Origin of the sequence: Sphingopyxis sp. J-6, from assembly GCF_046603995.1 — a bacterium.
Lineage (GTDB): Bacteria > Pseudomonadota > Alphaproteobacteria > Sphingomonadales > Sphingomonadaceae > Sphingopyxis.
On sequence record NZ_CP145810.1, the window covers coordinates 4,040,119 to 4,063,239 of the forward strand.

Annotated in this window: 24 protein-coding genes; 10 read left to right on the forward strand and 14 right to left on the reverse strand. The window is 66.1% G+C overall.

The features are described from left to right. The first annotated feature begins 42 nt into the window (after positions 1-42). The 8 genes from V6U71_RS19175 (at position 43) to V6U71_RS19210 (ending at position 8,464) form a co-directional block, all read left to right on the forward strand. Positions 43-1,134, forward strand: coding sequence for a Zn-dependent alcohol dehydrogenase (locus V6U71_RS19175; protein ID WP_411339928.1), 1,092 nt, complete (start codon positions 43-45; stop codon positions 1,132-1,134). After that, positions 1,131-2,198, forward strand: coding sequence for a phosphotransferase family protein (locus V6U71_RS19180; RefSeq protein ID WP_411339929.1), 1,068 nt, complete (start codon positions 1,131-1,133; stop codon positions 2,196-2,198). Before V6U71_RS19175 ends, V6U71_RS19180 begins: the two co-directional genes overlap by 4 nt. Continuing rightward, positions 2,195-2,956 carry an SDR family oxidoreductase gene (locus V6U71_RS19185; RefSeq protein WP_411339930.1) on the forward strand — a complete coding sequence of 254 codons (762 nt, stop codon included), beginning with the start codon at positions 2,195-2,197 and terminating at the stop codon, positions 2,954-2,956. The genes V6U71_RS19180 and V6U71_RS19185 overlap by 4 nt, the downstream gene beginning before the upstream one ends. After that, positions 2,953-3,759, forward strand: coding sequence for an SDR family NAD(P)-dependent oxidoreductase (locus tag V6U71_RS19190; RefSeq protein WP_411339931.1), 807 nt, complete (start codon positions 2,953-2,955; stop codon positions 3,757-3,759). The genes V6U71_RS19185 and V6U71_RS19190 overlap by 4 nt, the downstream gene beginning before the upstream one ends. Before the next feature lie 11 nt (positions 3,760-3,770). After that, complete coding sequence (locus tag V6U71_RS19195) at positions 3,771-4,718, forward strand: aldo/keto reductase family protein (protein ID WP_411339932.1); 948 nt, start codon at positions 3,771-3,773, stop codon at positions 4,716-4,718. A gap of 8 nt (positions 4,719-4,726) precedes the next feature. Then, positions 4,727-5,929, forward strand: coding sequence for a serine hydrolase domain-containing protein (locus V6U71_RS19200; protein ID WP_411342377.1), 1,203 nt, complete (start codon positions 4,727-4,729; stop codon positions 5,927-5,929). Positions 5,930-6,049: 120 nt separating this feature from the next. Then, a complete protein-coding gene (locus tag V6U71_RS19205; RefSeq protein ID WP_411339933.1) occupies positions 6,050-8,083 on the forward strand; it encodes a 3-hydroxyacyl-CoA dehydrogenase NAD-binding domain-containing protein in 2,034 nt (677 codons plus the stop codon). A gap of 144 nt (positions 8,084-8,227) precedes the next feature. Next, positions 8,228-8,464, forward strand: a complete 237-nt coding sequence (locus V6U71_RS19210) for a hypothetical protein (protein WP_054731965.1) — start codon at positions 8,228-8,230, stop codon at positions 8,462-8,464. Here the strand turns inward: V6U71_RS19210 and mmsB are convergent. From mmsB to V6U71_RS19260, 10 genes are all read right to left on the reverse strand, one after another. Continuing rightward, positions 8,458-9,351, reverse strand: a complete 894-nt coding sequence (mmsB, locus tag V6U71_RS19215) for a 3-hydroxyisobutyrate dehydrogenase (RefSeq protein WP_411339934.1) — start codon at positions 9,349-9,351, stop codon at positions 8,458-8,460. The two genes, V6U71_RS19210 and mmsB, sit on opposite strands and share 7 nt — an antisense overlap. Further along, positions 9,348-9,605, reverse strand: coding sequence for a hypothetical protein (locus V6U71_RS19220; RefSeq protein ID WP_411339935.1), 258 nt, complete (start codon positions 9,603-9,605; stop codon positions 9,348-9,350). Before V6U71_RS19220 ends, mmsB begins: the two co-directional genes overlap by 4 nt. After that, positions 9,602-10,384, reverse strand: a complete 783-nt coding sequence (locus tag V6U71_RS19225) for an enoyl-CoA hydratase-related protein (RefSeq protein ID WP_411339936.1) — start codon at positions 10,382-10,384, stop codon at positions 9,602-9,604. The genes V6U71_RS19220 and V6U71_RS19225 overlap by 4 nt, the downstream gene beginning before the upstream one ends. 86 nt (positions 10,385-10,470) lie before the next feature. Beyond that, positions 10,471-11,517: an enoyl-CoA hydratase/isomerase family protein gene (locus V6U71_RS19230; protein ID WP_411339937.1), complete on the reverse strand. Its 1,047-nt coding sequence runs from the start codon at positions 11,515-11,517 to the stop codon at positions 10,471-10,473. Beyond that, complete coding sequence (locus V6U71_RS19235) at positions 11,514-12,659, reverse strand: acyl-CoA dehydrogenase family protein (RefSeq protein WP_411339938.1); 1,146 nt, start codon at positions 12,657-12,659, stop codon at positions 11,514-11,516. Before V6U71_RS19235 ends, V6U71_RS19230 begins: the two co-directional genes overlap by 4 nt. 2 nt (positions 12,660-12,661) lie before the next feature. Beyond that, positions 12,662-13,051 carry a RidA family protein gene (locus V6U71_RS19240; RefSeq protein WP_411339939.1) on the reverse strand — a complete coding sequence of 130 codons (390 nt, stop codon included), beginning with the start codon at positions 13,049-13,051 and terminating at the stop codon, positions 12,662-12,664. Beyond that, positions 13,048-13,590: a hypothetical protein gene (locus V6U71_RS19245; protein ID WP_411339940.1), complete on the reverse strand. Its 543-nt coding sequence runs from the start codon at positions 13,588-13,590 to the stop codon at positions 13,048-13,050. Before V6U71_RS19245 ends, V6U71_RS19240 begins: the two co-directional genes overlap by 4 nt. 42 nt (positions 13,591-13,632) lie before the next feature. Continuing rightward, complete coding sequence (locus V6U71_RS19250; protein WP_411339941.1) at positions 13,633-13,935, reverse strand: I78 family peptidase inhibitor; 303 nt, start codon at positions 13,933-13,935, stop codon at positions 13,633-13,635. A 23-nt stretch (positions 13,936-13,958) separates the two neighbouring features. Then, positions 13,959-14,486: a hypothetical protein gene (locus tag V6U71_RS19255; RefSeq protein ID WP_411339942.1), complete on the reverse strand. Its 528-nt coding sequence runs from the start codon at positions 14,484-14,486 to the stop codon at positions 13,959-13,961. 98 nt (positions 14,487-14,584) lie between these two features. Continuing rightward, the gene (locus V6U71_RS19260) at positions 14,585-16,078 is read right to left on the reverse strand and encodes a CoA-acylating methylmalonate-semialdehyde dehydrogenase (protein ID WP_411339943.1); all 1,494 of its coding nucleotides are present in this window, start codon (positions 16,076-16,078) and stop codon (positions 14,585-14,587) included. Between the two features lie 99 nt (positions 16,079-16,177). Between V6U71_RS19260 and V6U71_RS19265 the strand changes: the two genes are divergently transcribed. Beyond that, positions 16,178-17,065: a LysR family transcriptional regulator gene (locus tag V6U71_RS19265; protein ID WP_411339944.1), complete on the forward strand. Its 888-nt coding sequence runs from the start codon at positions 16,178-16,180 to the stop codon at positions 17,063-17,065. Here V6U71_RS19265 and V6U71_RS19270 read toward each other — a convergent pair. From V6U71_RS19270 to V6U71_RS19285, 4 genes are read right to left on the reverse strand one after another with little or no spacing between them, the layout of a single operon-like run. Then, positions 17,062-18,381 carry a mannitol dehydrogenase family protein gene (locus V6U71_RS19270; RefSeq protein WP_411339945.1) on the reverse strand — a complete coding sequence of 440 codons (1,320 nt, stop codon included), beginning with the start codon at positions 18,379-18,381 and terminating at the stop codon, positions 17,062-17,064. The two genes, V6U71_RS19265 and V6U71_RS19270, sit on opposite strands and share 4 nt — an antisense overlap. Continuing rightward, positions 18,378-19,790 carry a glucuronate isomerase gene (gene uxaC, locus V6U71_RS19275; RefSeq protein ID WP_411339946.1) on the reverse strand — a complete coding sequence of 471 codons (1,413 nt, stop codon included), beginning with the start codon at positions 19,788-19,790 and terminating at the stop codon, positions 18,378-18,380. The genes V6U71_RS19270 and uxaC overlap by 4 nt, the downstream gene beginning before the upstream one ends. Further along, on the reverse strand, positions 19,787-21,091 hold the full coding sequence (locus V6U71_RS19280) for an MFS transporter (RefSeq protein ID WP_411339947.1): 1,305 nt from the start codon (positions 21,089-21,091) through the stop codon (positions 19,787-19,789). The genes uxaC and V6U71_RS19280 overlap by 4 nt, the downstream gene beginning before the upstream one ends. Before the next feature lie 20 nt (positions 21,092-21,111). Further along, the gene (locus V6U71_RS19285) at positions 21,112-21,897 is read right to left on the reverse strand and encodes a 2-keto-4-pentenoate hydratase (RefSeq protein ID WP_411339948.1); all 786 of its coding nucleotides are present in this window, start codon (positions 21,895-21,897) and stop codon (positions 21,112-21,114) included. 178 nt (positions 21,898-22,075) lie between these two features. Here V6U71_RS19285 and V6U71_RS19290 point away from each other — a divergent pair, with 178 nt between their 5' ends. Beyond that, positions 22,076-23,119: a LacI family DNA-binding transcriptional regulator gene (locus V6U71_RS19290; protein ID WP_411339949.1), complete on the forward strand. Its 1,044-nt coding sequence runs from the start codon at positions 22,076-22,078 to the stop codon at positions 23,117-23,119. Positions 23,120-23,121: the final 2 nt, after the last annotated feature.

Sequence of the window (23,121 nt, forward strand, 5' to 3'; positions counted from 1 at the left end):
GGCTCCCCCGTCCCGTACCCGCCGGGACGAACGGAGACTGACATGACCAAGGCCGCGATCCTGATCGAACCCGGCAAGCCGCTCGTCATCGAAGATGTGGTGGTCGCCGACTGCGGCCCGCACGAGGTGCGCATCCGCACCGCGGCCTGCGGGCTTTGCCATTCGGACCTGCATTTCATCGACGGCGCCTACCCGCACCCGCTGCCCGCCATCCCCGGCCACGAAGCCGCGGGCATCGTCGAGGCGGTCGGCAGCGAGGTACGCACGGTGAAGGTCGGCGATGCGGTCGTGACCTGCCTTTCGGCCTTCTGCGGCCATTGCGAGTTCTGCGTCAGCGGCCGGATGTCGCTGTGCATGGGCGGCGACACGCGGCGGCCGGCGGGGTCGGCGCCGCGCATCACGCGCCCCGACGGATCGCCGGTCAACCAGATGCTCAATCTCAGCGCCTTTTCGGAGACGATGCTGGTCCACGAACATGCCTGCGTCGCGATCGATCCCGACATGCCGCTCGACCGCGCCGCGGTGATCGGCTGCGCAGTGACGACGGGCGCGGGGACGATCTTCAACGCGTGCAAGGTGACGCCGGGCGAAACCGTCGCGGTCGTCGGCTGCGGCGGCGTTGGGCTGGCGACGATCAACGCGGCGAAGATCGCCGGCGCGGGGCGGATCATCGCCGCCGACCCGGTGCCCGAAAAGCGCGAGCTCGCAAAAAAGCTCGGCGCCACCGATGTGGTCGACGCGCTCGCCGACGATGCCGCGAAGCAGATTGTCGAACTGACCAAGGGCGGCGTCGACCATGCGATCGAGGCAGTCGGCCGTCCGGCTTCGGCCAGCCTCGCGGTCGCCTCGCTGCGCCGCGGCGGCACCGCGACGATCCTCGGCATGATGCCGCTCACCGAAAAGGTCGGGCTCGGCGCGATGGATCTGCTCTCGGGCAAGAAATTGCAGGGCGCGATCATGGGCGGCAACCGCTTCCCCGTCGATATCCCGCGGCTCGTCGATTTCTACCTGCGCGGACTGCTCGACCTCGACAGCATCGTCGCCGAGACGATTCCGCTCGAGAAAATCAACGAAGGGTTCGACAAGATGAAGAAAGGCGATGCCGCGCGGTCGGTGATCGTGTTCGGCCAATGACGCTCGACGCGCAAAAGGCCTTCAGCGGCACCGTCGCGCCCGAGGGCGCCGATGTCCTCGACGAGGCGAAGCTGACCGCGTGGATGGAAGCCCATGTCGAGGGGTTCGAAGGTCCGCTGACGCAGGGCAAGTTCGCCGGCGGCCAGTCGAACCCGACGTACAAGATTTCGGCGCCGTCGGGTAATTATGTGCTGCGCCGCAAACCCTTCGGTCCGCTGCTCCCCTCGGCGCACGCCGTCGACCGCGAATATAAGGTGCAGGCGGGCCTCTATAAGGCCGGCTTCCCCGTCGCGCGCCAATATGGCCTGTGCACCGACGACGATGTCGTCGGGAGCTGGTTTTATGTGATGGGCATGGTCGACGGCCGGACGATCTGGGACGGCGCGATGCCGGGGGCGACCCCTGAAAACCGCCGCGCCACCTATGACGCGATGATCGACACGCTCGCGGCGCTGCACAGCGTCGATATCGAGGCGGCCGGGCTGTCGGACTTCGGCAAGCCGGGCAATTATTTCGGCCGTCAGGTCGACCGCTGGACGAAACAGTACCGGCTTTCCGAAACCGAGACGATGGACGAGATGGAGCAGCTCATTATCTGGCTGTCCGCGACCTTGCCCGAGCAGACGCGCACCAGCATCGTCCACGGCGACTATCGCATCGACAACATGATCTTCGCGCATGATCGGCCCGAGGTTCTCGCGGTGCTCGACTGGGAGCTGTCGACGCTTGGCGATCCGCTCGCCGATTTCACCTATGTCGTAATGGCATGGGTGACCGAGAATGGCGGGCGGTCGGGCGTCATGGACCTTGATCGCAAGGCGCTCGGCATTCCCGAACTCGACGAGGTCGTCGAGCGCTATTGCGCCGCCACCGGCCGCGACGGCGTGCCCGACATGAACTGGTATTTCGCGTACAACTTCTTCCGCCTCGCCGGGATCATCCAGGGGATCAAGAAGCGCGTGATCGAGGGCACCGCCTCGTCGCAGCACGCAAAGGACATGTCCGAACGCGTCCGCCCGCTGGCCGAAAAGGCGTGGGACTTTGCCAAGAAGGCCGGCGCATGAGCCTGTTCGACCTCGGCGGCAAGGTCGCGATCGTCACCGGCTCGTCGCGCGGCATCGGCCGTGCGATCGCCGAGGAATATGCCGATCATGGCGCGAAGGTGGTGATTACCAGCCGCAATATCGAACCGTGCGAAGAGGTCGCGGCGGCGATCAACGCCAAACATCCCGGCCATGCGATCGCGGTGTCGTCGAGCCTGTCGTCGAAGGAGTCGCTGCAAGCCATGGTCGACGCCGGGCGCGCCGCCTTCGGACCCGTAGATATCCTCGTCTGCAACGCGGCGTCGAACCCGCATTACGGGCCGATGGAGACGATCAGCGACGAAGCGCTGCGCAAGACGCTCGACCATAATATCGTCGCGCAGCACTGGCTGATCACGATGGTCGTGCCCGACATGCGCGAACGCAAATCGGGATCGATCATCCTCGTCTCGTCGATCGGCGGGCTGCGCGGGACGCCGATCATCGGGACCTATGCGATCACCAAGGCCGCCGACATCCAGATGGTCAAGAATCTGGCGCGCGAATTCGGCCCCTCCAACATCCGCATCAATGCGATCGCGCCGGGTCTGGTCAAAACCGATTTCGCCAAGGCGCTGTGGGAAAATCCCGAAAATCTGAAAGCCTCGACCGCGAACGCGTGCCTCGGCCGCATCGGCGAGCCGCGCGAGATCGCCGGCGCGGCGGTATTCCTGGGGTCGGGCGCGGCGAGTTTCATGACCGGACAGACGGTCGTGGTCGATGGAGGTGTGGTGGTATGAGCGGAGCATTGGACGGCAAGGTCGCGATCATTACCGGCGCCGGTTCGGGAATCGGCCGCGCGAGCGCGCTGCGCTTCGCCGCCGAGGGCGCGAAGCTCGTCATCGGCGACAAGACGGCAGCAGTGCACGACACCGCAAAGCTGGTGAAGGACGCCGGCGGCGAGGTCGTCGCGCTGGAGATCGACGCCGGCGTCGAAGCCGATGTTGTCTCGCTCGTCGAGGCCGCGAAAGACACATATGGCGCGCTCGACGTCGCCTTCGCCAATGCCGGAATCATCGGCGACATGGGCGGCATCTTCGATTTCGACCCCGATGCCTGGGCCGAGACGCTGCGCGTCAATCTGATCGGCCCGGCGCTGATGGTGAAACATGCCGGCAAGGCAATGGTCGACCAGGGGCGCGGCGGCGCGATCGTCCTCACCGCGAGCGTCGCGGGAATCAACTCGGGTGCCGGGCCGGGCGCTTACTCGGCGTCGAAAGCCGGGGTGATCAACCTCGCCAAGGTCGCGGCGCAGCAACTGTCGACGAGCGGCGTGCGCGTCAACGCGGTCTGCCCGGGACTCACCGAAACCGGGATGACCAAGCCGACTTTCGACTATGCCAAGGCGAAGGAGGTCACCCACAAGCTCGGCCAGCTCAACCCGCTGCGCCGCGCCGCGCAGCCCGAGGAGCTCGCCAATGTCGCGCTCTTCCTCGCCAGCGATCAGGCGAGCTATGTCAACGGACAGGCGATCGCGGTCGACGGTGGCCTCACCAGTTCGCATCCGGTAACGCGTCAGTTGCTCGGCCAGACCTCGCACTGAGGAGACATAATATGCAGTACCGGCAACTTGGCGACAGCGGCATCGAGGTTTCGGCGATCTGCCTCGGTAGCTGGCTCACCTATGGGGTCGGGGTCGACGACAGCGCCGGGCGCGCCTGCGTCGATGCGGCCTTCGATGCCGGGATCAATTTCATCGACACGTCGAACGTCTATGGCCGCGGCGCCGCCGAAAGCTTCCTCGGCGATGTGCTGAAGGCGCGGTCGCGCGATAGCTATGTACTGGCAACCAAGCTGTTTTTCCCGATGTCGGACAGCGACAGGGGGCTGAGCCGGGCGCAGATCGAAAAGCAGATCGACGCCAGCCTGACGCGGCTCCAGACCGATTATGTCGATCTCTATCAATGCCACCGCTACGACCCCGACACCCCGCTCGAAGAGACGATGGCGGCGCTGTCCGACGTCGTGCGCAGCGGCAAGGCGCGCGCGATCGGCTTTTCCGAATGGTCGCCCGAACAGATCGAGGCGGCGCTGGCGCTCGCGCCGCCGCACGTCAAATTCGTGTCGAGCCAGCCGCAATACAGCCTGATCTATCGCCGCGCCGAGGCGAAGGTGATCCCCGTCAGCATGGCGAACGGCATCGGCCAGATCGTCTGGTCGCCGCTCGCGATGGGCGTGCTCAGCGGCAAATATGCCCCCGGCGCGACGCCGCCCGCCGGCACCCGCGCGGCAGGCGACGACGCCGCGTTCATGAAGCTCTATATGACCGACCCGGTGCTCGAAGCCGTGCAACGGCTGCGGCCGGTCGCCGACAAGGCGGGCTGCAGCGTGGCGCAGCTCGCGATCGGCTGGGTGCTGGCGCAGCCGGGCATCACCAGCGCGATCGTCGGCGCAAGCCGCCCCGAGCAGCTCCGCGAGACTGCCGCCGCGGCCGACCTCGATATCGACCCCGCCTTGCTCGCCGAGGCTGCCGCCATCCTCGAAGGAGTTCGCGTTTCGTGAGCCGCAAAGTGATACAGGGTTTCGATACCGCGCGGCTGGACCGCATCCCGGCCTTCCTCGCCGCCAAATATGTCGACACCGGACGGCTGCCGCATGCGGCGACGCTCGTCTCGCGGCGCGGCGAGATCGCGCATCGCTCGTGTATCGGCGAAGCACGCCCGGGCGAGGCGCTGAAGGACGACGCCATCTACCGCATCGCCAGTATGACCAAGCCGGTCACCAGCGTCGCCTTCATGATGCTGGTCGAGGAGGGCAAGGTCGCGCTGTCGGACCTCCTGGTGAAGTTCTGCCCTGAGTTCGAGGCGACCGGCGTCTTCGTCGCGGGCGGCGGCAACGTCCCCTTCCTCACCCGCCCGCCGACGCAGCCGATCCGCATGGTCGACCTGCTGCGCCACACCGCCGGGCTGACTTACGGATTTCAGGAAAGAACTCCGGTCGATGCCGCGTATCGCAAGGCGCGGATCGACGATTTCGACGCCGATTATACGATGGACAGCTTCATCGCAGGCCTCGCGAAAATCCCGCTCCAGTTCGACCCGGGCGCGCACTGGAATTATTCGATGGCGACCGACGTGCTCGGCGCGGTGATCGAGCGGATCGAGGGCAAGCCGTTCGGCGAGGTGCTGCAGGAGCGCATCTTCGCCCCGCTCGGCATGGTCGATACCGGCTTCAAGGTGCCCGCCGAGCAGCAGCACCGGCTGACCGACGCCTATGCCTTTCATCCCAAGGACAAGATGCAGGGTTTCGACGGCGGTGCGCGCAGCCGCTGGGCGAAGGACCGCAGCTTCGAATCGGGCGGCGGCGGGCTGGCCTCGACGGTCGACGATTATCACCGCTTCTGCCTGATGCTGCTCGGCGGCGGCAAGCTCGGCGACACGCGGATCATCAGCCGCAAGACGTTGGACCTGATGACGTCGAACCACCTCGTCGGCGGCGGCGACCTGACGCAGCACAGCGTCGGCATCTTCAGCGAGGACGAAAATGCCGGCGTCGGCTTCGGCCTCGGCTTCGCGGTCACGCTCGATCCGGCGGCAGCGGGCATTCCGGGCTCGCCCGGCGACTATTATTGGGGCGGCATGTTCTCGACCGGCTTCTTCGTCGATCCGGTCGAGGAGATTTGCATGGTCTTCATGACCCAGCTCATGCCCTCCTCCACCTATCCCGTGCGGCGCGAGGTCAAGACCCTCGTCCACGCCGCGATCGATGACTGAAATGCAACCCCACCTTTCCGTTCGTGTCGAGCGAAGTCGAGACACCCAGAAGGCATGCGCCAACGATGGGCATCTCGACGTCGCTCGATGCGAACGGGTTCTTGATTAAAGGAGTCTCCCATGTCCGAAGAAACCCCCAACAGCGTCACGATGGAAAAGGACGGCGAAGTCGCCGTCGTCATCGTCAACAACCCGCCGGTCAACGCGCTGAGCTGGCATGTCCGCGAAGGGCTGGCCAATCATTTCGCCGCAGCGCTCGCCGACGATAGCGTCAAGGCGATCGTGCTGCGCTGCGACGGCAGCACCTTCATCGCCGGCGCCGATATCAGCGAGTTCGGCAAGGCGCCGCGCGGTCCCGATTTCAATGCGGTGCTGAACAGCATCGAAGCCGCGACCAAGCCGGTCGTCGCCGCGATCCACGGCACGGCGCTCGGCGGCGGGCTCGAAACCGCGCTCGTGTGCCATTATCGCGTCGCCGTGCCCTCGGCGAAGCTCGGCGTCCCCGAAGTCAAGCTCGGCCTGCTGCCCGGTGCCGGCGGTACCCAGCGCCTGCCGCGTGTGGTCGGGGTCGAGGCCGCGGCGACGATGACCTCGCTCGGCGAGCCGATTCCGGCCGCCAAGGCGAAGGATCTCGGCCTCGTCGACGCGCTCGCGGGCGAGGACAGCCTGGCCGCCGACGCCATCGCCTTTGCCCGCACGAAGATCGCCGACGGCCCGCGCCCGACGCGCGAACGCAAGGTGTTCGGCGACGTCGCGGTGATCGAACAACTCAAGGCGGCGAACGCCAAGCGCTGGCGCGGCTTCGACGCGCCTTATGCCAACCTCGCCTGCGTCGAGGCGGCGACCCGGCTGCCGTTCGACGAGGGCCTCGCCTTCGAGCGCGAGGAATTCACCAAGCTGATGTTCGGCAGCCAGTCGGCGGCGCAGCGCCACATCTTCTTCGCCGAGCGTCAGGCGGCAAAGATCGACGGCCTGCCCAAGGATATCAAGCTGCGCGACATCAAGCGCGTCGGCATCATCGGCGCCGGCACGATGGGCGGCGGCATCATGATGAACTTCCTGCAGAAAGGCATCGCCTGCACGATCGTCGAGATGCAGCAGGACGCGCTCGACCGCGGCCTCGGCGTCATCCGCAAGAATTACGACGCCTCGGCCGCCAAGGGCCGCTTCAAGCCCGAACAGGTCGACCAGATGATGGGCCTCATCACCCCGTCGCTCGACCTCGAAGCGCTCGCCGACTGCGACCTGATCATCGAGGCGGTCTATGAGGATATGGGCGTCAAGAAGGAGATTTTCGGCAAGCTCGACCAGATCGCCAAGCCCGGCGCGATCCTCGCGTCGAACACCAGCTATCTCGACGTCAACGAGATCGCGGCGGCGACCAGCCGTCCCGGCGACGTGCTGGGCATGCACTTCTTCTCGCCCGCCAACGTCATGAAGCTGCTCGAGGTCGTGCGCGGCGACAAGACCGCCGACGATGTCCTCGCGACCGCGATGGCGATCGGCAAGAAGATCGGCAAGGTCGCGGTCGTCGCGGGCGTCTGCCACGGCTTCATCGGCAACCGCATGCTCGCACCGCGCCAGATCGAGGCGCAGAAGCTGCTGCTCGAAGGCGCCACCCCGGCACAGGTCGACAAGGTCCACACCGATTTCGGCATGCCGATGGGTCCGTTCCAGATGAGCGACCTCGCGGGCGTCGACATCGGCTGGCACCGCGACCCGAACCGGATCGAAAGCATCCGCGACGCGCTGTGCGCCGAGGGCCGCTGGGGCCAGAAGAAGCAGGCGGGCTTCTACGACTATGACGACAAACGCAATCCGTCGGAAAGCGCGCGCGTCGCCGAGATCATCGACGAATTCCGCAAGAAGGCGGGGATCGAAAAGCGCGAAGTGACCGATCAGGAGATCGTCGAGCGCACTCTCTATCCGATGGTCAACGAAGGCGCGCTGATCCTCGCCGAGGGCAAGGCGCAGCGCGCGAGCGACATCGATGTCGTGTGGATCTACGGCTATGGCTGGCCGGTCTATCGCGGCGGCCCGATGTTCTGGGCCGGGCTCGAAGGCACCGACAAGATCGCCGCCGCGCTGGAAAACCACGGCTTCGAGGTCGCGCCGCTGCTCAAGGAAAAGGCGGCGGCGAAGGCCGGTTTCTGAGCCACCCGCCGATAAACAAGAAAAGGCTGCCTGTCCCGGCGTGGGGCAGGCGGCCTTTTCTTTGTCAAAGTTCCGCCGTCGGTCCTGCGGAAATATTGCGATTCATGGTTAAAGGACTGGCAAGATCTGCCGTCAGGGCAGAGCATGAACGCCATGCCCGTCACCGCCATCCTGCTCCTCGCCGCGAGCGCCCCGGCCGCCACTCCGGCGCCGCAGCCGCAGGCGACCGCCATCGCCGTGGCGCGCGCGCGGATCGTGTCACCCGCCGAGGTACGGCGGGTGGACGGACGGATCGAGGTTCGCACCGGTGAGAAGAGCGCACCGACACAGGTGCACCGCACGCCACGCCGCGACGGCGGCGAAACGGCGGATTTTTACTGAGCCCCGATGGCTGAACCCTGCAGGGTCTGGATAATTGCCGAGAAATCGCGGCCGTCCTTGTCGGCTTCGACAAACGCCTCATACAATTCGCGCGCTTTCGATCCCATCGGGACATCGGCGTCGACGCTCGCCGCCGCTTCCATCGCGAGACGCAAATCCTTGAGCATCAGCGCTGCTGCGAAACCGCCCTTATAGCCGTTGTCGGCGGGGGTCGCCGGTCCGACGCCGGGGAGCGGCGCATAGCTGGTCAGCGACCAGCACTGGCCCGAGCTGACCGAGGCGATGTCGAAGAATTTCTGCGGATCGAGCCCGAGCTTCTGCGCCAGCGCGAGGGTCTCGCACGTCGCGACCATCGACGCGCCGAGCAGCATGTTGTTGCAGATCTTCGCCCCCTGCCCAGCGCCCGCGTCGCCGGCGTGAATCACCGCCTTGCCCATTTTCGACAGGATCGGTTCGGCGCGCGCGAAGCCGTCATCGGTGCCGCCGACCATGAAGGTCAGCGTGCCCGCATTGGCGGCAGCGATGCCGCCCGAAACGGGCGCATCAACCGCAACGAGGCCGTTCGCGATCGCGGCTTCGATGTTCGAACGCGCGGTGGCAACGTCGATCGTCGAGCAGTCGAGCAGCAAGGTGCCAGTCGCCGCGTTCGGGAAGACGTCGGCTTCGTAGACCGATGCGACATGCTTGCCCGCCGGGAGCATGGTGACGACGGCTTCGGCACCGGTCACGGCTTCGGCGGCCGACGCGGCACGCGAACAGCCCGCCTCGACCGCGCGCGTCAGCGCTTCCTCGCTCAGGTCGAAGGCGCGGACGTCGTGCCCCGCCTTCGCCAGGTTCGCGGCCATACCGCCGCCCATATTGCCGAGTCCGATAAAGGCGATTTTCATAGCAGTTCCAATTCACCCAGAATGATGGCCACCCCCGCGAGAATGAAGAGAGGTCCAAGAATGAACCCGAGGACGGCCTGAAGATATTTGAGAAACCAATCGAGCTTCGTGAGCGGCAGCGGCGCTTCGCCAGTCGGTCGCAGAATGGCCGCTTCCAGAATGTTGATCGTTTCCTGTTTGCGGTATCGCCAGTGATTCCAGCCGGCCAAAAGGGCGACAACCCCGATGGCCAGCGAAATCAGGCCGGCGATCACCGCCCCTTCCACACGCCTTCGCGTTTCTCGATGAAAGCGGCCATGCCTTCGGCCTTGTCCTCGGTCGCGGCGAGGATCTGGAACAGGCGGCGTTCGTAGATCAGCCCCTGATCGAGCGTCGTTTCGAACGCGGCATTGACCATGTCCTTGTTCACCATCGCGGCCATCGGGGGCATCGATGCGATCGTGGTCGCGGTCTTCACGGCTTCATCGACCAGCGTCGCATGCTCGACGACGCGGGCGACGAGCCCCGAACGCTCGGCCTCGGCGGCGTCCATCATCCGGCCGGTGAGGCACATTTCCATCGCCTTCGCCTTGCCGATCGCGCGCGTCAGCCGCTGCGACCCGCCCATTCCCGGCGCGACGCCGAGCTTGATTTCGGGCTGGCCGAATTTCGCCTTGTCCGACGCGATGATGAAGTCGGCCATCATCGCGAGTTCGCACCCGCCGCCGAGCGCGAAACCGTTGACCGCCGCGATCCACGGCTTGCGCACCTTCTTCACGAAGTCGCTCGTCCATTTCGAGAAGAAGTCCTCAAGATAGAAATCGGCGGCCGGCTTGTCGGCCATCTCCTTGATGTCGGCGCCCGCAGCGAACGCCTTGTCGCCCGAGCCGGTGAGCACGGCGCAACGCTGGCCGGGGTCGGCCTCGAACGCCGCGAAGGCCGCGATAAGGTCTTCGAGCACACCCGAATTGAGCGCGTTGAGCGCCTGCGGGCGGTTGAGCGTCACCAAGGTGACGGCGCCGCGCGTTTCGACGAGGAGGGTTTCGTAGGTCATTCGGTATTCTCCAAATTCTCGTCATGCCGGACTTGATCCGGCATCCATAGCCGCGTGGACGCCGGATCAAGTCCGGGGTGACGACCTTAGGTGAGCGGGGTCCATTTCTCGTTTTCGGGCAGCGGCGCGAAGATCGCGTCGATCCAGTCGTCGGTGACCGCTTCGGGCGTCGGCGGGTCCCATTTCGGGCTGTTGTCCTTGTCGACGATCAGCGCGCGCACGCCCTCGATAAAGTCGTGCATCGCGACGACGCGGCTGCCGATCGCATATTCCTGCGTCATCTGCGCGGCGAAGTCGTGCATCTCGCCGCCTTCCTTCAGCTGGCGGAGCGCGACCTTGCAGGTCTGCGGGCTCTTGCCGCGCAGCGCATCGAGTTCCTTCGCCGCCCAGTCGCCGCCATCGGCTTCGAGCGCGGCGAGGATGTCCTCATAGCTGTCGCTCGCAAACAACCGGTTGATCTTGTCGATCTGCCCGGTGATCGCGGCAGGCGGCGCGGTGACCGCGAGGTCGCCGAGGATGCCGCCGATGCGGTCGGGGTGCGCGGCGATGCGTTCCTTGGCCTCGGCGAGCTTCTCCGACGGCAGATAGTGCGTCGCGAGGCCGAGCGCGAGGCAATCGGCGCCATCGAGCCGCGCGCCGGTGAGCGCAAGGAAGACGCCGACGCGGCCTTCGAGGCGCGGCAGGTACCAGCCGCCGCCGACGTCGGGGAACAGGCCGATCCCCGTCTCGGGCATTGCGAAGCGGGTATGCTCGGTCGCAACGCGATATTTCGCCGGCTGCGAAATCCCGACCCCGCCGCCCATCGTGATGCCGTCCATGAAGGCGACGACGGGTTTGGCATAGGTGAAGAGCAGATGGTTGAGGCGATATTCGGTGTGGAAGAAGAAGCGTGCTTCCTTGCCGTCCTTCGCGCCGCTTTCCGCGAGCATGCGAATGTCGCCGCCGGCGCAGAAGCCGCGCCCTTCGCTATGGTCGATAATCACTGCCTCGACGCTATCGTCGCCCTGCCATTTCAGCAGCGCATCGATCATTGCCTGACACATCGGCAGGTTGAGCGCGTGGATCGCCTTCGGGCGGTTGAGCGACAGGCGGCCGACGCGGCCGTCGACACTTACAAGAACATCTTCGGTCATTGGCGCAGCAGGTCCCTTCCGACGATCATCCGCATCACCTGGTTGGTGCCTTCGAGGATCGAATGGACGCGCAGGTCGCGCCAGAAACGCTCGATCGGATAGTCGCGCAGATAGCCGTAGCCGCCGAAAAGCTGGAGCGCGTCGTTGACGATCTTGCTGCCGTTATCGGTCGCGAGCCGCTTTGCCATCGCCGAGAAGCGCGACTTGTCGGGGGCGTTGGCGGTGACCTTGGCTGCGGCTAGATAGAGCAGCGCGCGCGACGCCTCGAGGTCGGTCGCCATGTCGGCGAGCATGAACTGGGTGTTCTGGAAATCGGCGATCGGCTGGCCGAACTGCTGGCGGTCCTTGCTATAGGCGATCGCCTCGTCGAGGCAGCGCTGCGCGCCGCCGAGCGAGCAGGCACCGATGTTGAGGCGGCCGCCGTCGAGCCCCGCCATCGCGAAGCGGAAGCCGTCGCCCTCGGCGCCGACCAGATTTTCGACCGGCACGCGGCAATCCTCGAAAATCACCTGCGCGGTGGGCGAGGCGTTCCAGCCGAGTTTCTTCTCGGGCGCACCGAAGCTCAGCCCCGGCGTATCCTTTTCGATGACGAGGCAGCTAATGCCCTTCGACTTCTCGTCGCCGGTGCGGACCATGCAGACATAGATATCGTTGTAGCCGGCGCCCGAGATGAACTGCTTGGTGCCGTTCAGTACATAATGGTCGCCATCCTTCTTCGCGGTTGTCTTGAGCGCCGCGGCGTCGGAGCCCGAGCCCGGTTCGGTGAGGCAATAGCTCGCGATCTTTTCCATGCTGACGAGTTCGGGCAGGAAACGGGCCTTGATCTCGGCGCCGCCGAAGCGGTCGATCATCCACGTCGCCATATTGTGGATCGAGACATAGGCGCTGGTCGCGGGGCAACCATAGGCCATCGCCTCCATGATCAGCGCCGCCTCCAGCCGGCCGAGCCCGATGCCGCCCGATTCCTCGGCGACGTAAATGGCGCCGAAGCCGAGCTCGCCCGCCGCCTTCCACACCTCGACGGGATAATGGCTTTTCTCGTCCCACTCGGCCGCAAAGGGCGTGATGCGATCGGCGGTGAACTTGCGCGCCATGTCCTGGATGGCGAGCTGGTCGTCGGTAAGCTGGAACTGGTCGGTCATGGTCACTTCTCTAAAATGGCTTCGGCTTCGATTTCGACTTTCCATTCGGGCCGGATCAGCGCCGGCACAACCAGCATCGTCGATGCCGGTCGCACATTTTTGAATGCCGATCCGTGCGCACGGCCGACGAGGTCGGCATCGGCGGCGTCGGTGATGTACATGCGGGTACGCACGACGTCGGCGAAACTGCCGCCGAGCGCTTCGAGCGCCTCGCCGATGATCGCGATGCAGCGCGCCGCCTGCGCCCCCGCGTCGCCGGGGGTCGACGAACCGTCGGGCTCGATCGGCGCGCAGCCCGCGACGTCGATGCGATTCCCCACCCGAACCGCCCGGCTGTAGCCGTAGACGGGTTCGAAGGGGGATGCGGAGGAATATAGCTGGCGATCAGTCATTGTGCGTTCTCTTCCTCCGCCGGCAGCATATAGTCCCAGCCATATACGAAGCCTTGTTGGCACCCGCTTCGTTTGTCATCGATCATGCCGAAGCTTTTGATCAGCTCGGCATCGATCCCCCCGCCGGTTGTCGCTTCGCTCGAGACATTCGCGAGATAATGTTCCTGACCCACGGTGAAATCGGCCGGACCGTAAATCATGTAAACCGGAGCCGACCCGCCGGTGCGATATATGCGCATCCGGTTAGCTTGCCGGACGAGCGTGCCACGGCGGCGAGGCTGCTGGTAAATCTGGCTTTCGCCGATCGAAACAGTCGAACCGTCGGCGCGTTCGATCTTCAGGAAAGCCGTTTCGGTTCCGGCGCCAAAATGTGTGATCCGTTCGCCAGCGGCGAGATCGAAAGCAACATAGTTGAGGCAAATACGGCGAGGCCCGGAAACCGGGTCCGCCAATTGCGAAGCATCGGCCCACGCCGGGCCGTGCGAAGCAGCCAGAACAAGGACCAAAACAACCGTCCATTTTGGAAAACCGCGTCTCATCAGGCACGGCGGCCCCGAGCTAAGATCAGAAGCATCGGAGAATCAGCCACAGGTGACCTGCGTGATCTTCGAAGCGTCGTCGTACATCACGTTCACCCGGTCGACGCGATAGTCCATCGTCATCGCCGAGCGCGGCGGGCCCCAGCGCAGTGTGCGCGCACCCGATGCCTTGAGGATCCCCGCGCCGAGGTCGGGGCTGACGCTCTGGCCGACGTAGCTTTGCACCGCATCGGCCTTGCACGTCATTTCGGCTTCAGGCGGCGGCGGGGTCGATTCGGGCGGGCGTTCCTGCGTGCAGGCGGCGAGCGGCAGAACGGCGGCGATTGCCATGATGCGAATGTCCATCGTGAGTCTCCCTTGCAAAGCCGTCATCCGGCACAGCGCGTATAGCGTATCGGCTCGGCCGCGGCACCCTCGCCAGAATCGCGACGAACGAGCGTCTTGCCGCCGTCGGCGAGTTCGAGCTGCATCCGGCGATCCCATTCCTCACCCTCGCCGCTGAAGCGGTAATCGGCGACGATCCGCTCGGCACCGCTCTCGCGAACCCGGGCGAGTTCGCCGTGCGATTCGAAGAAGCGCAGGTTGGCAGCGTCGATGACCAGCGCGGTGAGGTCGGTTCCCCGTTTCGCCGCACAATCGGCAACTTTCAGCGCCCAGCGGCCGCGGATCGCAGGCGGGATCGTCTTGCCGTCGCCGACAGTCTCCGCCGTTTCCTTCGTGGGCGCCGGCTCGGCGGCAGCTTCGGGCAGGTCCCCGTCGACCGCCGTTTCGGGCGCCGGGCGGTCGGCCTTTTGCAACGGCGAGATATCGGCCGTGTCTTCGGGGCCGGACTTGTCGTCGCCGCCGCTGCACGCGGCGAGAAGCAGCACCATCGCGGGAAGCATGAAGCGGGTCATTTCTCGTCTCCTTCGGAAGGAGAAATGCCCGGTGCGGCGCGCGGGTTTCATCGCGCGCCGCTTTCGCCGGACAGGATCGGACGCCGCCGCAACCGGCGTTACCCCATCGTCGGGATGACGAAGGCGTTGCCGCCGTCGGGCGAGCCGTCGGGCCAGCGCGCGGTGATCGTCTTGACCTTGGTCCAGAATTTCACGCCTTCCATGCCGTGCTGGTTGGTGTCGCCGAACGCCGACCGCTTCCAGCCGCCGAAGGTGTGATAGGCGACCGGCACCGGGATCGGCACATTGATGCCGACCATGCCGACATTGACGCGCGCGGCGAATTCGCGCGCGGCGTGGCCGTTGCGCGTGAAGATCGCGACGCCATTGCCATATTGATGCTTCGACGGCAGTTCGAGCGCGCTTTCGAAATCGGCGGCGCGGACGATCTGCAGCACGGGGCCAAAGATTTCTTCCTTGTAGCTTTCCATGTCGGGGGTGACATGGTCGAACAGGGTCGGGCCGACGAAGAAGCCTTTCTCGTGGCCCTGCAGGGTGAAGCCGCGGCCGTCGATGACCAGTTCGGCGCCTTCATCGGCGCACTTCGCGATCCAGCCTTCGACCTTGTCCTTGTGCGCCTGCGTCACGACGGGGCCGTAATGCGCTTCGTCGTCGGTCGACACCCCGACGCGCAGCGCCTCGATCGCCGGGACGAGCTTTTCGCGCAGGCGGTTCGCAGTGTCCTCGCCGACGGGGACGACCACGGGCAGCGCCATGCAGCGTTCGCCCGCCGAACCGAAAGCGGCGCCGGTAAGGTCGTTGACCACCTGATCGAGGTCGGCGTCGGGCATCACGATGCCGTGGTTCTTCGCGCCGCCCATCGCCTGCACGCGCTTGCCGTTGGCGACACCGCGATTATAGACATAATGCGCGATGTCGGACGAGCCGACGAAGCTGACCGCGCCGATATCGGGATGGTCGAGGATCGCGTCGACCATTTCCTTGTCGCCATGGACGGTCTGGAAAATTCCTTCGGGCATACCGGCTTCGAGGAAGAGTTCGGCCAGCCGCACCGGCACGCTGGGGTCGCGTTCGCTGGGCTTGAGGATGAAGGCGTTGCCGACGACGGTCGCGATCGCGCCCATCCACAGCGGGATCATCGCCGGGAAGTTGAACGGGGTGATGCCGGCGCCGATGCCGATCGGCTGGCGCATCGAATAGACATCGATGCCCGGGCCGGCGCCGACGGTATATTCGCCCTTCAGGATATGCGGCGCGGCGCAGGCGAATTCGACGACGTCGAGGCCGCGCTGGATGTCGCCCTTGGCGTCGGCGATCACCTTGCCATGTTCGGCCGACAGCATTTGCGCGAGCCCGTTCATATTGGCTTCGACGAGACGCTTGAAGTCGAACATCACGCGCGCGCGGCGCTGCGGGTTGGTCGTCGCCCACGCCGGCTGCGCCGCTTTCGCCGCCGCCACTGCACGGTCGAGGACGGCGCGGTCGCCCAGCGCGACCTGCGCCTGGACGCCGCCATTGTTCGGGTCGAGGACGTCGGCGAAGCGGCGGCTGCCGCCGGCACCGCCGACGATGTGATGGTCAATCTGTCGCATGGGTCGAATCTCCCGTCTGTGATTGCCCGCTGCAACAGACGAATCGCGCGCTGAAAGCAAGGGATAGACTTGCAGTTCGATCCTGCATATTTGCAGCATATGGATTGGGACAGGCTGCAATATTTCCTGCTCGTCGCGCGGCACGGCACCCTCGCGCGCGCCGGGGCGGCGCTGCATGTCGACGCGACGACGGTCAGCCGGCGGGTCAGCGCGCTCGAAGCTGCGCTCGGCCAGACGCTTTTCGAACGCGCGCCGACGGGCTTCGTGCTGACCGCGGCGGGACGCGCGCTGGTCCCGCATGCCGAGGCGATGGCCGCGGCGGCGGCACGCGTCCATATGGCGCCGGGCGGCCGGGCGGGATTGTCGGGACAGCTTCGGCTCAGCGTGACCGAGGGCTTCGGCAACAGTTTCATCGCACCGCGGCTCGCCACCTTCGTCGCCGCGCATCCCGAGCTCGAGATCGACCTTGTCGCCTCGTCGGGTTTCCTCAATCCCTCGCGGCGCGAGGCCGATATGGCGGTGCTGCTCGCGCGGCCCAGAAAAGGCCCGCTGATCACGCGCAAGCTGTCGGACTACAGCCTCGGCCTTTATGCGCCCGCGAGCCGGCCCGACTGGCAACAGGCGGTCGGACAGGCGCCGCTGTCGCGCGCGGGGATTCCGGTGATCGGTTATATGCCCGATATTCTTTATGCGCCCGAACTCGATTATCTCGACGAGATCGAACCGGGGCTGCGCGCCAGCGTGCGGTCGTCGTCGATCCTCGCGCAGCGGCGGATGATTGCGGGCGGCGCCGGGGTCGGCGTGCTTCCCTGCTTCATCGCCGCGGGCGATCCCGGGCTGGTGCGGGTGCGGCCCGAACAGGTCATCGCGCGCGCCTTCTGGCTGGCGCTCCACCGCGACGTCGCGCCGCAGCCGCGCATCCGGGCGTTCATCGACTGGCTCGACGCCGAGGTGCGCGAGAGCCGGGGGTTGCTGGTGCCAGCCTAGGCCGGGCGCCAGTCCGACGCGATCAGTCCGCGCTCCCCGAACAGCCTTGCCATCGCATCCGGCCCGGCTACGGCGGCGCGCAACCGGTCGGCGAGCGGGTCCTCGACGGGCTCGCCACTGCGCAGGAAAGCGATCCACGCCGCCACCGCCGCCGCGAGCGAAGGACACTGCGCCCCGCGCTGTTGATGCCAGGCCAGCGTTTCGAGCCAGCGCTGCGGAATCTTCTGGCTGCCGTCCATCGCGATCTGGGCGAGCCGGTGGTCGAGCGCCGGATTGGCGAAGCGACCCAGCAACGCGTCGGCATAGGCGGCAAGGTCCTGACCCGGCGCCGCGGCGATCGTCGGCGCCGCTTCCTCGCGCATCAGCCGTTCGATGACCGGGCGGATATCGGGATCGGCGATCGCCTGATGGACGAATATATGACCCCGCCCGAGCCCGATATAGGCGAGCGCCGAATGCGCGCCGTTGAGCAGCCGCAGCTTTGCGGTTTCATAGGGCGCGACGTCGGCGACCAATTCGGCGCCGCCCGTTTCCCAGCGCGGGCGCGCGCCGGCGAAGTCATCCTCGATCACCCACTGGCTGAAACTTTCGGTGACGACCGCTCCTTCGTCGCGGGCGCCGAGCGCGGCTTCGACGGCGGCGCGGTCGGCGCCGGTCGTGGCGGGGACGATGCGGTCGACCATCGTCGCAGGACAGGTGCATTCGCCGTCGAACCATGACGCGAGGCCGGGATGATAAGCGGCGAGATATTCGCGCATCAACCGGCGCAGCACCGCGCCGTTGCCGGCAAGATTGTCGCAGCTGAGCAGGGTGAGCCCGCCCAGCCCCGCCGCCTTGCGTGCCGCGAGCCCGGCCGCAACGAAGCGATAGAGGCTCGATCCGCCGACTGCCCCCGCGAGGTCGAGCGATCCGTCGGGGCGGCGCAAATAGCCTTTCTCGGTCACGGTAAGGCTGACGATATGCGTCGCGGGCGCAGCGATGGCGTCGATCACCGCCTGCGGATGCTCCGCGGCAACGAGCGTTTTGCGCACCGCACCGATCAGGCGCAGCCGCGTGCCCGCAGCGCCGCGGGCGCTCACCGTGTAGAGCCCGTCCTGCGGGCCGAGCTGCGCCGCGACATCGGGAGAGCGCAGCGACACCCCGACGATCCCCCAGTCGCGGTCGCCGGCATTCATCGCATCGTCGGTGTAGACCGCCTGATGCGCGCGGTGGAAGGCGCCGATGCCGAGATGGACGATCCCCGTCGCCTGCGCGTACCGGTCATAGGCCGGGCGCTGCACCGCGGCGGGCAGCGTCGTATCGGGCGACAGCCTCACAGCCGATATGCTTTCCTGGCGAGGTTACAGGCAAGGTCGGCCGCGAGGTCGGTGGCCTCCCATTCCTCCATGCGATGTTCGGCGACGAGCCCGGCGAGGAAGCCGCAGTCGATCCGCCGCGCGACGTCGTGGCGCGCGGGGATCGACAGGAAGGCGCGCGTGTCGTCGTTGAAACCGACGGTGTTGTAGAATCCCGCCGTCTCGGTGACCTGCGCCCGGAAACGGCGCATCCCCTCCGGGCTGTCGTGGAACCACCAGGCTGGGCCGAGCCGCAGCGCCGGATAATGGCCGGCGAGCGGCGCGAGTTCGCGCGCATAGCTCGTCTCGTCGAGCGTGAAGAGGATGATCGTCAGCTCCGCTTCATTGCCGTAGCGCGCGAGCAGCGGGCGCAGCGCATGGACATAGTCGGTGCGCATCGGAATATCGGCGCCCTTGTCGCGGCCATGGCGCGCGAACAGCGCGGGATTGTGGTTGCGGAAACTGCCGGGGTGGATCTGCATCACCAGCCCGTCGTCGAGGCTCATCCCCGCCATCACCGTCAGCATGTGCGCGCGGAACAGTTCGGCGTCGGCGGCACTGACCTGGTCTCGGGTGACCCGCGCGAACAGCGCTTCGGCCTCGGCGTCCGACAGGTCGGCAGTCGCGGCGGTCGGGTGCCCGTGATCGGTCGAGGTCGCGCCCATTTCGGCGAAAAAGGCGCGGCGATTGCGATGGGCGGCGAGGTAACCGGCATAGCTGAACGCGTCCTCGCCCGACACTTCGGAGAAGCGCGCGAGATTGTCGCCGAAACCCTCGAACTCGGGATCGACGACGGGATCGGGACGATAGGCGGTGATCACGCGCCCGCCCCATTCGCCGCTTTGGTTGGCGGCGCGGATCGCGGCGTGATGCGCCAGCGTGTCGAGCGGGCTTTCGGTCGTCGCGATCACCTCGATCCCGAAACGGTCGAACAGCGCGCGCGGGCGGAAGGCGTCGGCGCCCAGCGCATCGGTGATGCGGTCGTAATAATCGTCCGACGTCGCCGCGGCGAACTGGACATCGAACCCGAACACCTCGGCAAACACCCAGTCCATCCACATCCGCGTCGGGGTGCCGCGGAAGAGGTGATAATGTTGCGCGAACAGCCGCCAGCTTTCCCGGGGATTGGCCTGCAGGTTGCCGATGCCGAGCGCTTCGAGCGGCACGCCCTGCGAATAGAGCATCCGGAAGATATAATGGTCGGGATGCAGCAGCAGTTCGGCGGCGTTGCCGAACGGCGCATTGTCCGCAAACCACGCCGGGTCGGTGTGCCCGTGCGGGCTGACGATCGGCAGGTCCGCGACCGCGCCGTACAGCCGCCGGGCGATATCGCGCTGCCCCGGATCGGACGGAAACAGCCGGTCGGGATGCAGGATCAGCGGGGTCGTCATACGCTTTCGACGCTGACCGGCGCGAGGCGCGGGCTGAGGAGGTGGATCGCCAGCACGGCGAGGAAATAGACGACGGTACAAGCCGCGAAGATGACCGTGTAATTGCCCCCGGTCGCATCGAGCACGAGCCCGGTCGACTTCGCCATGATCATCCCGCCGACACCGCCCGCGAAACCGCCGAGCCCGATCACCGATCCGACCGCGCGCTTCGGGAACATGTCGGGCGGGATCGAGAGGATCGTCGACGAAAAGGCCTGATGCCCCGCGAGCGCGATGCCGATCAGCACCACCGCGAGCCACATATTGTCGAGCCCCGAGACGAACAGCAACGGCAGCACACAGCAACCCGCGCCGAGCATCGTCGCCTTGCGCGCGAAATTCACGCTGCGGCCGGTCTGGATCAGCTTCGACGATACCCAGCCGCCAAGGATGCTGCCGATGTCCGAGAGCAGGTACATGATGATCATCGGCAGCAATACGACCTTGAGATCGACGTCGTAGGTGGTGCTGAAATATTTGGGCAGCCAGAAGAGCATCAGGAACCAGACGGGATCGGTCAGGAACTTTCCGATCGCATAGGCCCATGCCTCGCGCTTGGTGACGATCGCGCCCCAACCGAGGCGCCCAACCGTTTCGGGCGGGTCATGCTCGATCCACGCGAGTTCCGCCTCGCTCACCTTCCCGCTTTCGCGCGGGTTGCTGTAGAGCCAGAGCCAGAGCAGCAGCAGGATCACGCCGAAGGCACCGGTATAGATGAAGGTTTCGCGCCAGTCGAAACCGAGGAGGCGCATGAACAGCGCGATCGTCGGTGCGGTCAGGATGACGCCGATCGTCGTCGCGCTGTTGACCCAGCCGATCGCGTAGGCGCGTTCCTTTTGCGGGAACCACTCGCTCGCCGCGCGGACGACCGAGGGGAAATGCCCCGCCTCGCCGACGCCGAGGATGACGCGCGCCATCATGAAGGACGCGACCGAGGAGGCGAAGCCGTGCGCAACATGGCCGACCGTCCAGATCGATATGGCGATCGCATAACCGACTTTGGGACCGAAACGGTCGATGAGCCAACCCATCGCGAGGAAGCCGAGTGCATAGGCGGCCTGAAAGGCGGTGACGATGTTGCCATAATCATTTTCGGTCCACCCGAGCTCATCGCCGAGCGTCGGCGCGAGCAGGCCGAGCATGGTGCGGTCGATGTAGTTGACCGTGGTCGCCGCGAACAGCACCCCGACGATCAGCCAGCGGTAACGTCCCGCCCGGGGCGTCGGCGCCGCCGCCGCTTCGCCCGCACTTGCCTCTGCCATGATTCTCTCCCGATTTTTCCTTAATCGCTAATCGTGCAACCGACGCGGATTTTTCCGTCGAACAGCGCTTCCCCGCTTTGGCCGGGGCGAATTTCGTGGATGCCGGTGATCGCGCCCGACGACAGCCAGGTCCCGGGCGGGATCGCGATCCCGCGCGCGCGGAGGGTGCGGATCAGGAACAGCGCCGATCCGAACGGGCCGTCGAGCATCGTTTCCATCGTCGCCGCGCCGACGGTTTCGCCATCGATGGCGAACTCGACCGGCATGTGGATCAGGTCCCTGTCCTGCCAACCGGCGAGCGGCGGCCCGAGCACCAGCCCCCTGTTGTTGCCGAAGTCCGAAGCGGTGACCGCAGGGCCGTGGCGGTTGATACCCTGAAAAGGCGAGCTGGCGATTTCGATGCCGGTCCGCACCTCGGCGATGCAGTCGCGCACCGATGCAATGTCATAATCATGGTCCGCGACCGTCCCGAAGCACAGCACGACTTCGGCTTCGGCCGCCGCGAAGCCGCTTGCATAGACGGGCATGGCGGGGCGGGCTGCACTTGCGTCCCCGACAATTTCGTCGGCAAAGATCGGCCCGGTCAGCCGGTTCTCGCCATAGCGGCCGACGAGATCGGCGGCGATGCGCCCGACCTTCCAGCCGCCGACGCGGCGCCCGTCGAGCGCGATCGCCGCATCCTGGATCGCATAGGCATCGGCCATCGTTTCGGGCATCGCGCCGGGATATGAGGTAAGCGGTGTCTTTTTTGCCCGCGCGGCGAGGAACGCTGCGGCGATATTTTTCTGTTCGGTGGTCGCTGCCATGGGCCTGCTTTTTCCTCTTCCGCGACGAGGCTTAAAAGACACCGGTGTCAAAAGCAAGCAAATAGCCGTTGTTGCGGTTGATTTTGCCCAACCGAGCGCCCATCAGGGAAGCGACAGGCCAAAGTGGTGGGACACGGTGCGGCGCGCCGGGCAAGGCCTGTGGAGGAAAGCTGGAGTCATGGCGGGACAAGCGGGCGGCAAACAACCGACGATCAATGATGTGGCGGCGCTCGCCGGGGTATCGAAAAAGACCGTCAGCCGCGTCATCAACCGGTCCGAATTCATCAGCGAAAAGACCCGCAAGGCCGTTCAGGGGGCGATCGAGACGCTCGGGTTCGTCCCCAACCCGCAGGCGCGGGCACTCGCTTTTCGCCGCAATTTCCTGATCGCGCTGCTCCACGACAACCCCAATGCGCAGACGGTGCTGAACTTTCAGCAGGGCGTACTCGACGCGATCAAGGACAGCGATCTCGCGCTGCTCGTCCGCCCGGTCGACCGGGGGTCGGACCGGATGCTCGACGACGTCCGCACCTTTCTCGAAAAACAGCGGCCGATCGGCGCGATGCTGCTGCCGCCGATTTCGGAGAATGACGATCTTGCCGCGCTCTGCGAGACGCTCGGCGTACGCTATGTCCGCGTCGGATCGGCGCCGCTCGACGATCCGCAACATTGCGTCGCGTCGAACGACCATGACGTCGTCAAGGAAGCGGTGCGGCGGCTCGTCGACCTTGGCCACCGCCGCATCGGATTCGTGCGCGGGCCCGAGGGCTTCCGTTCGGCGGCCGAGCGTGAAAAGGGCTTCCGCGAGGCGCTCGCCGACGCCGGGCTGAGCCTTGCCGACGATCATTATGCGCCCGGCAATTACCGCTATGCTGCCGGGGTCGAGGCGGGCGAAAAATTGCTGGCGCTTGCCGAACCGCCGACCGCGATCTTCTGTTCGAACGACGAAATGGCGGCCGGTGTGATAAGCGTCGCGCATGGCAAGGGGATCGCGGTGCCGGGCGCGCTGTCGATCATCGGCTTCGACGATTCGCCGACCGCGACGCACATCTGGCCGGCGCTGAGCACGGTGCGCTGGCCGATCCGCCAGATGGGAGTGCGCGCGGCGCAGCTCCTTGTCCCCGACTTCCTCGGCGCGGGCGCCAAGGCCATCGACCCCGATCCCGCCGCACTTACCTCGACCTTCGTCGAACGCCAGTCGGTCGCGCCGCCCGGGCGGTGAGG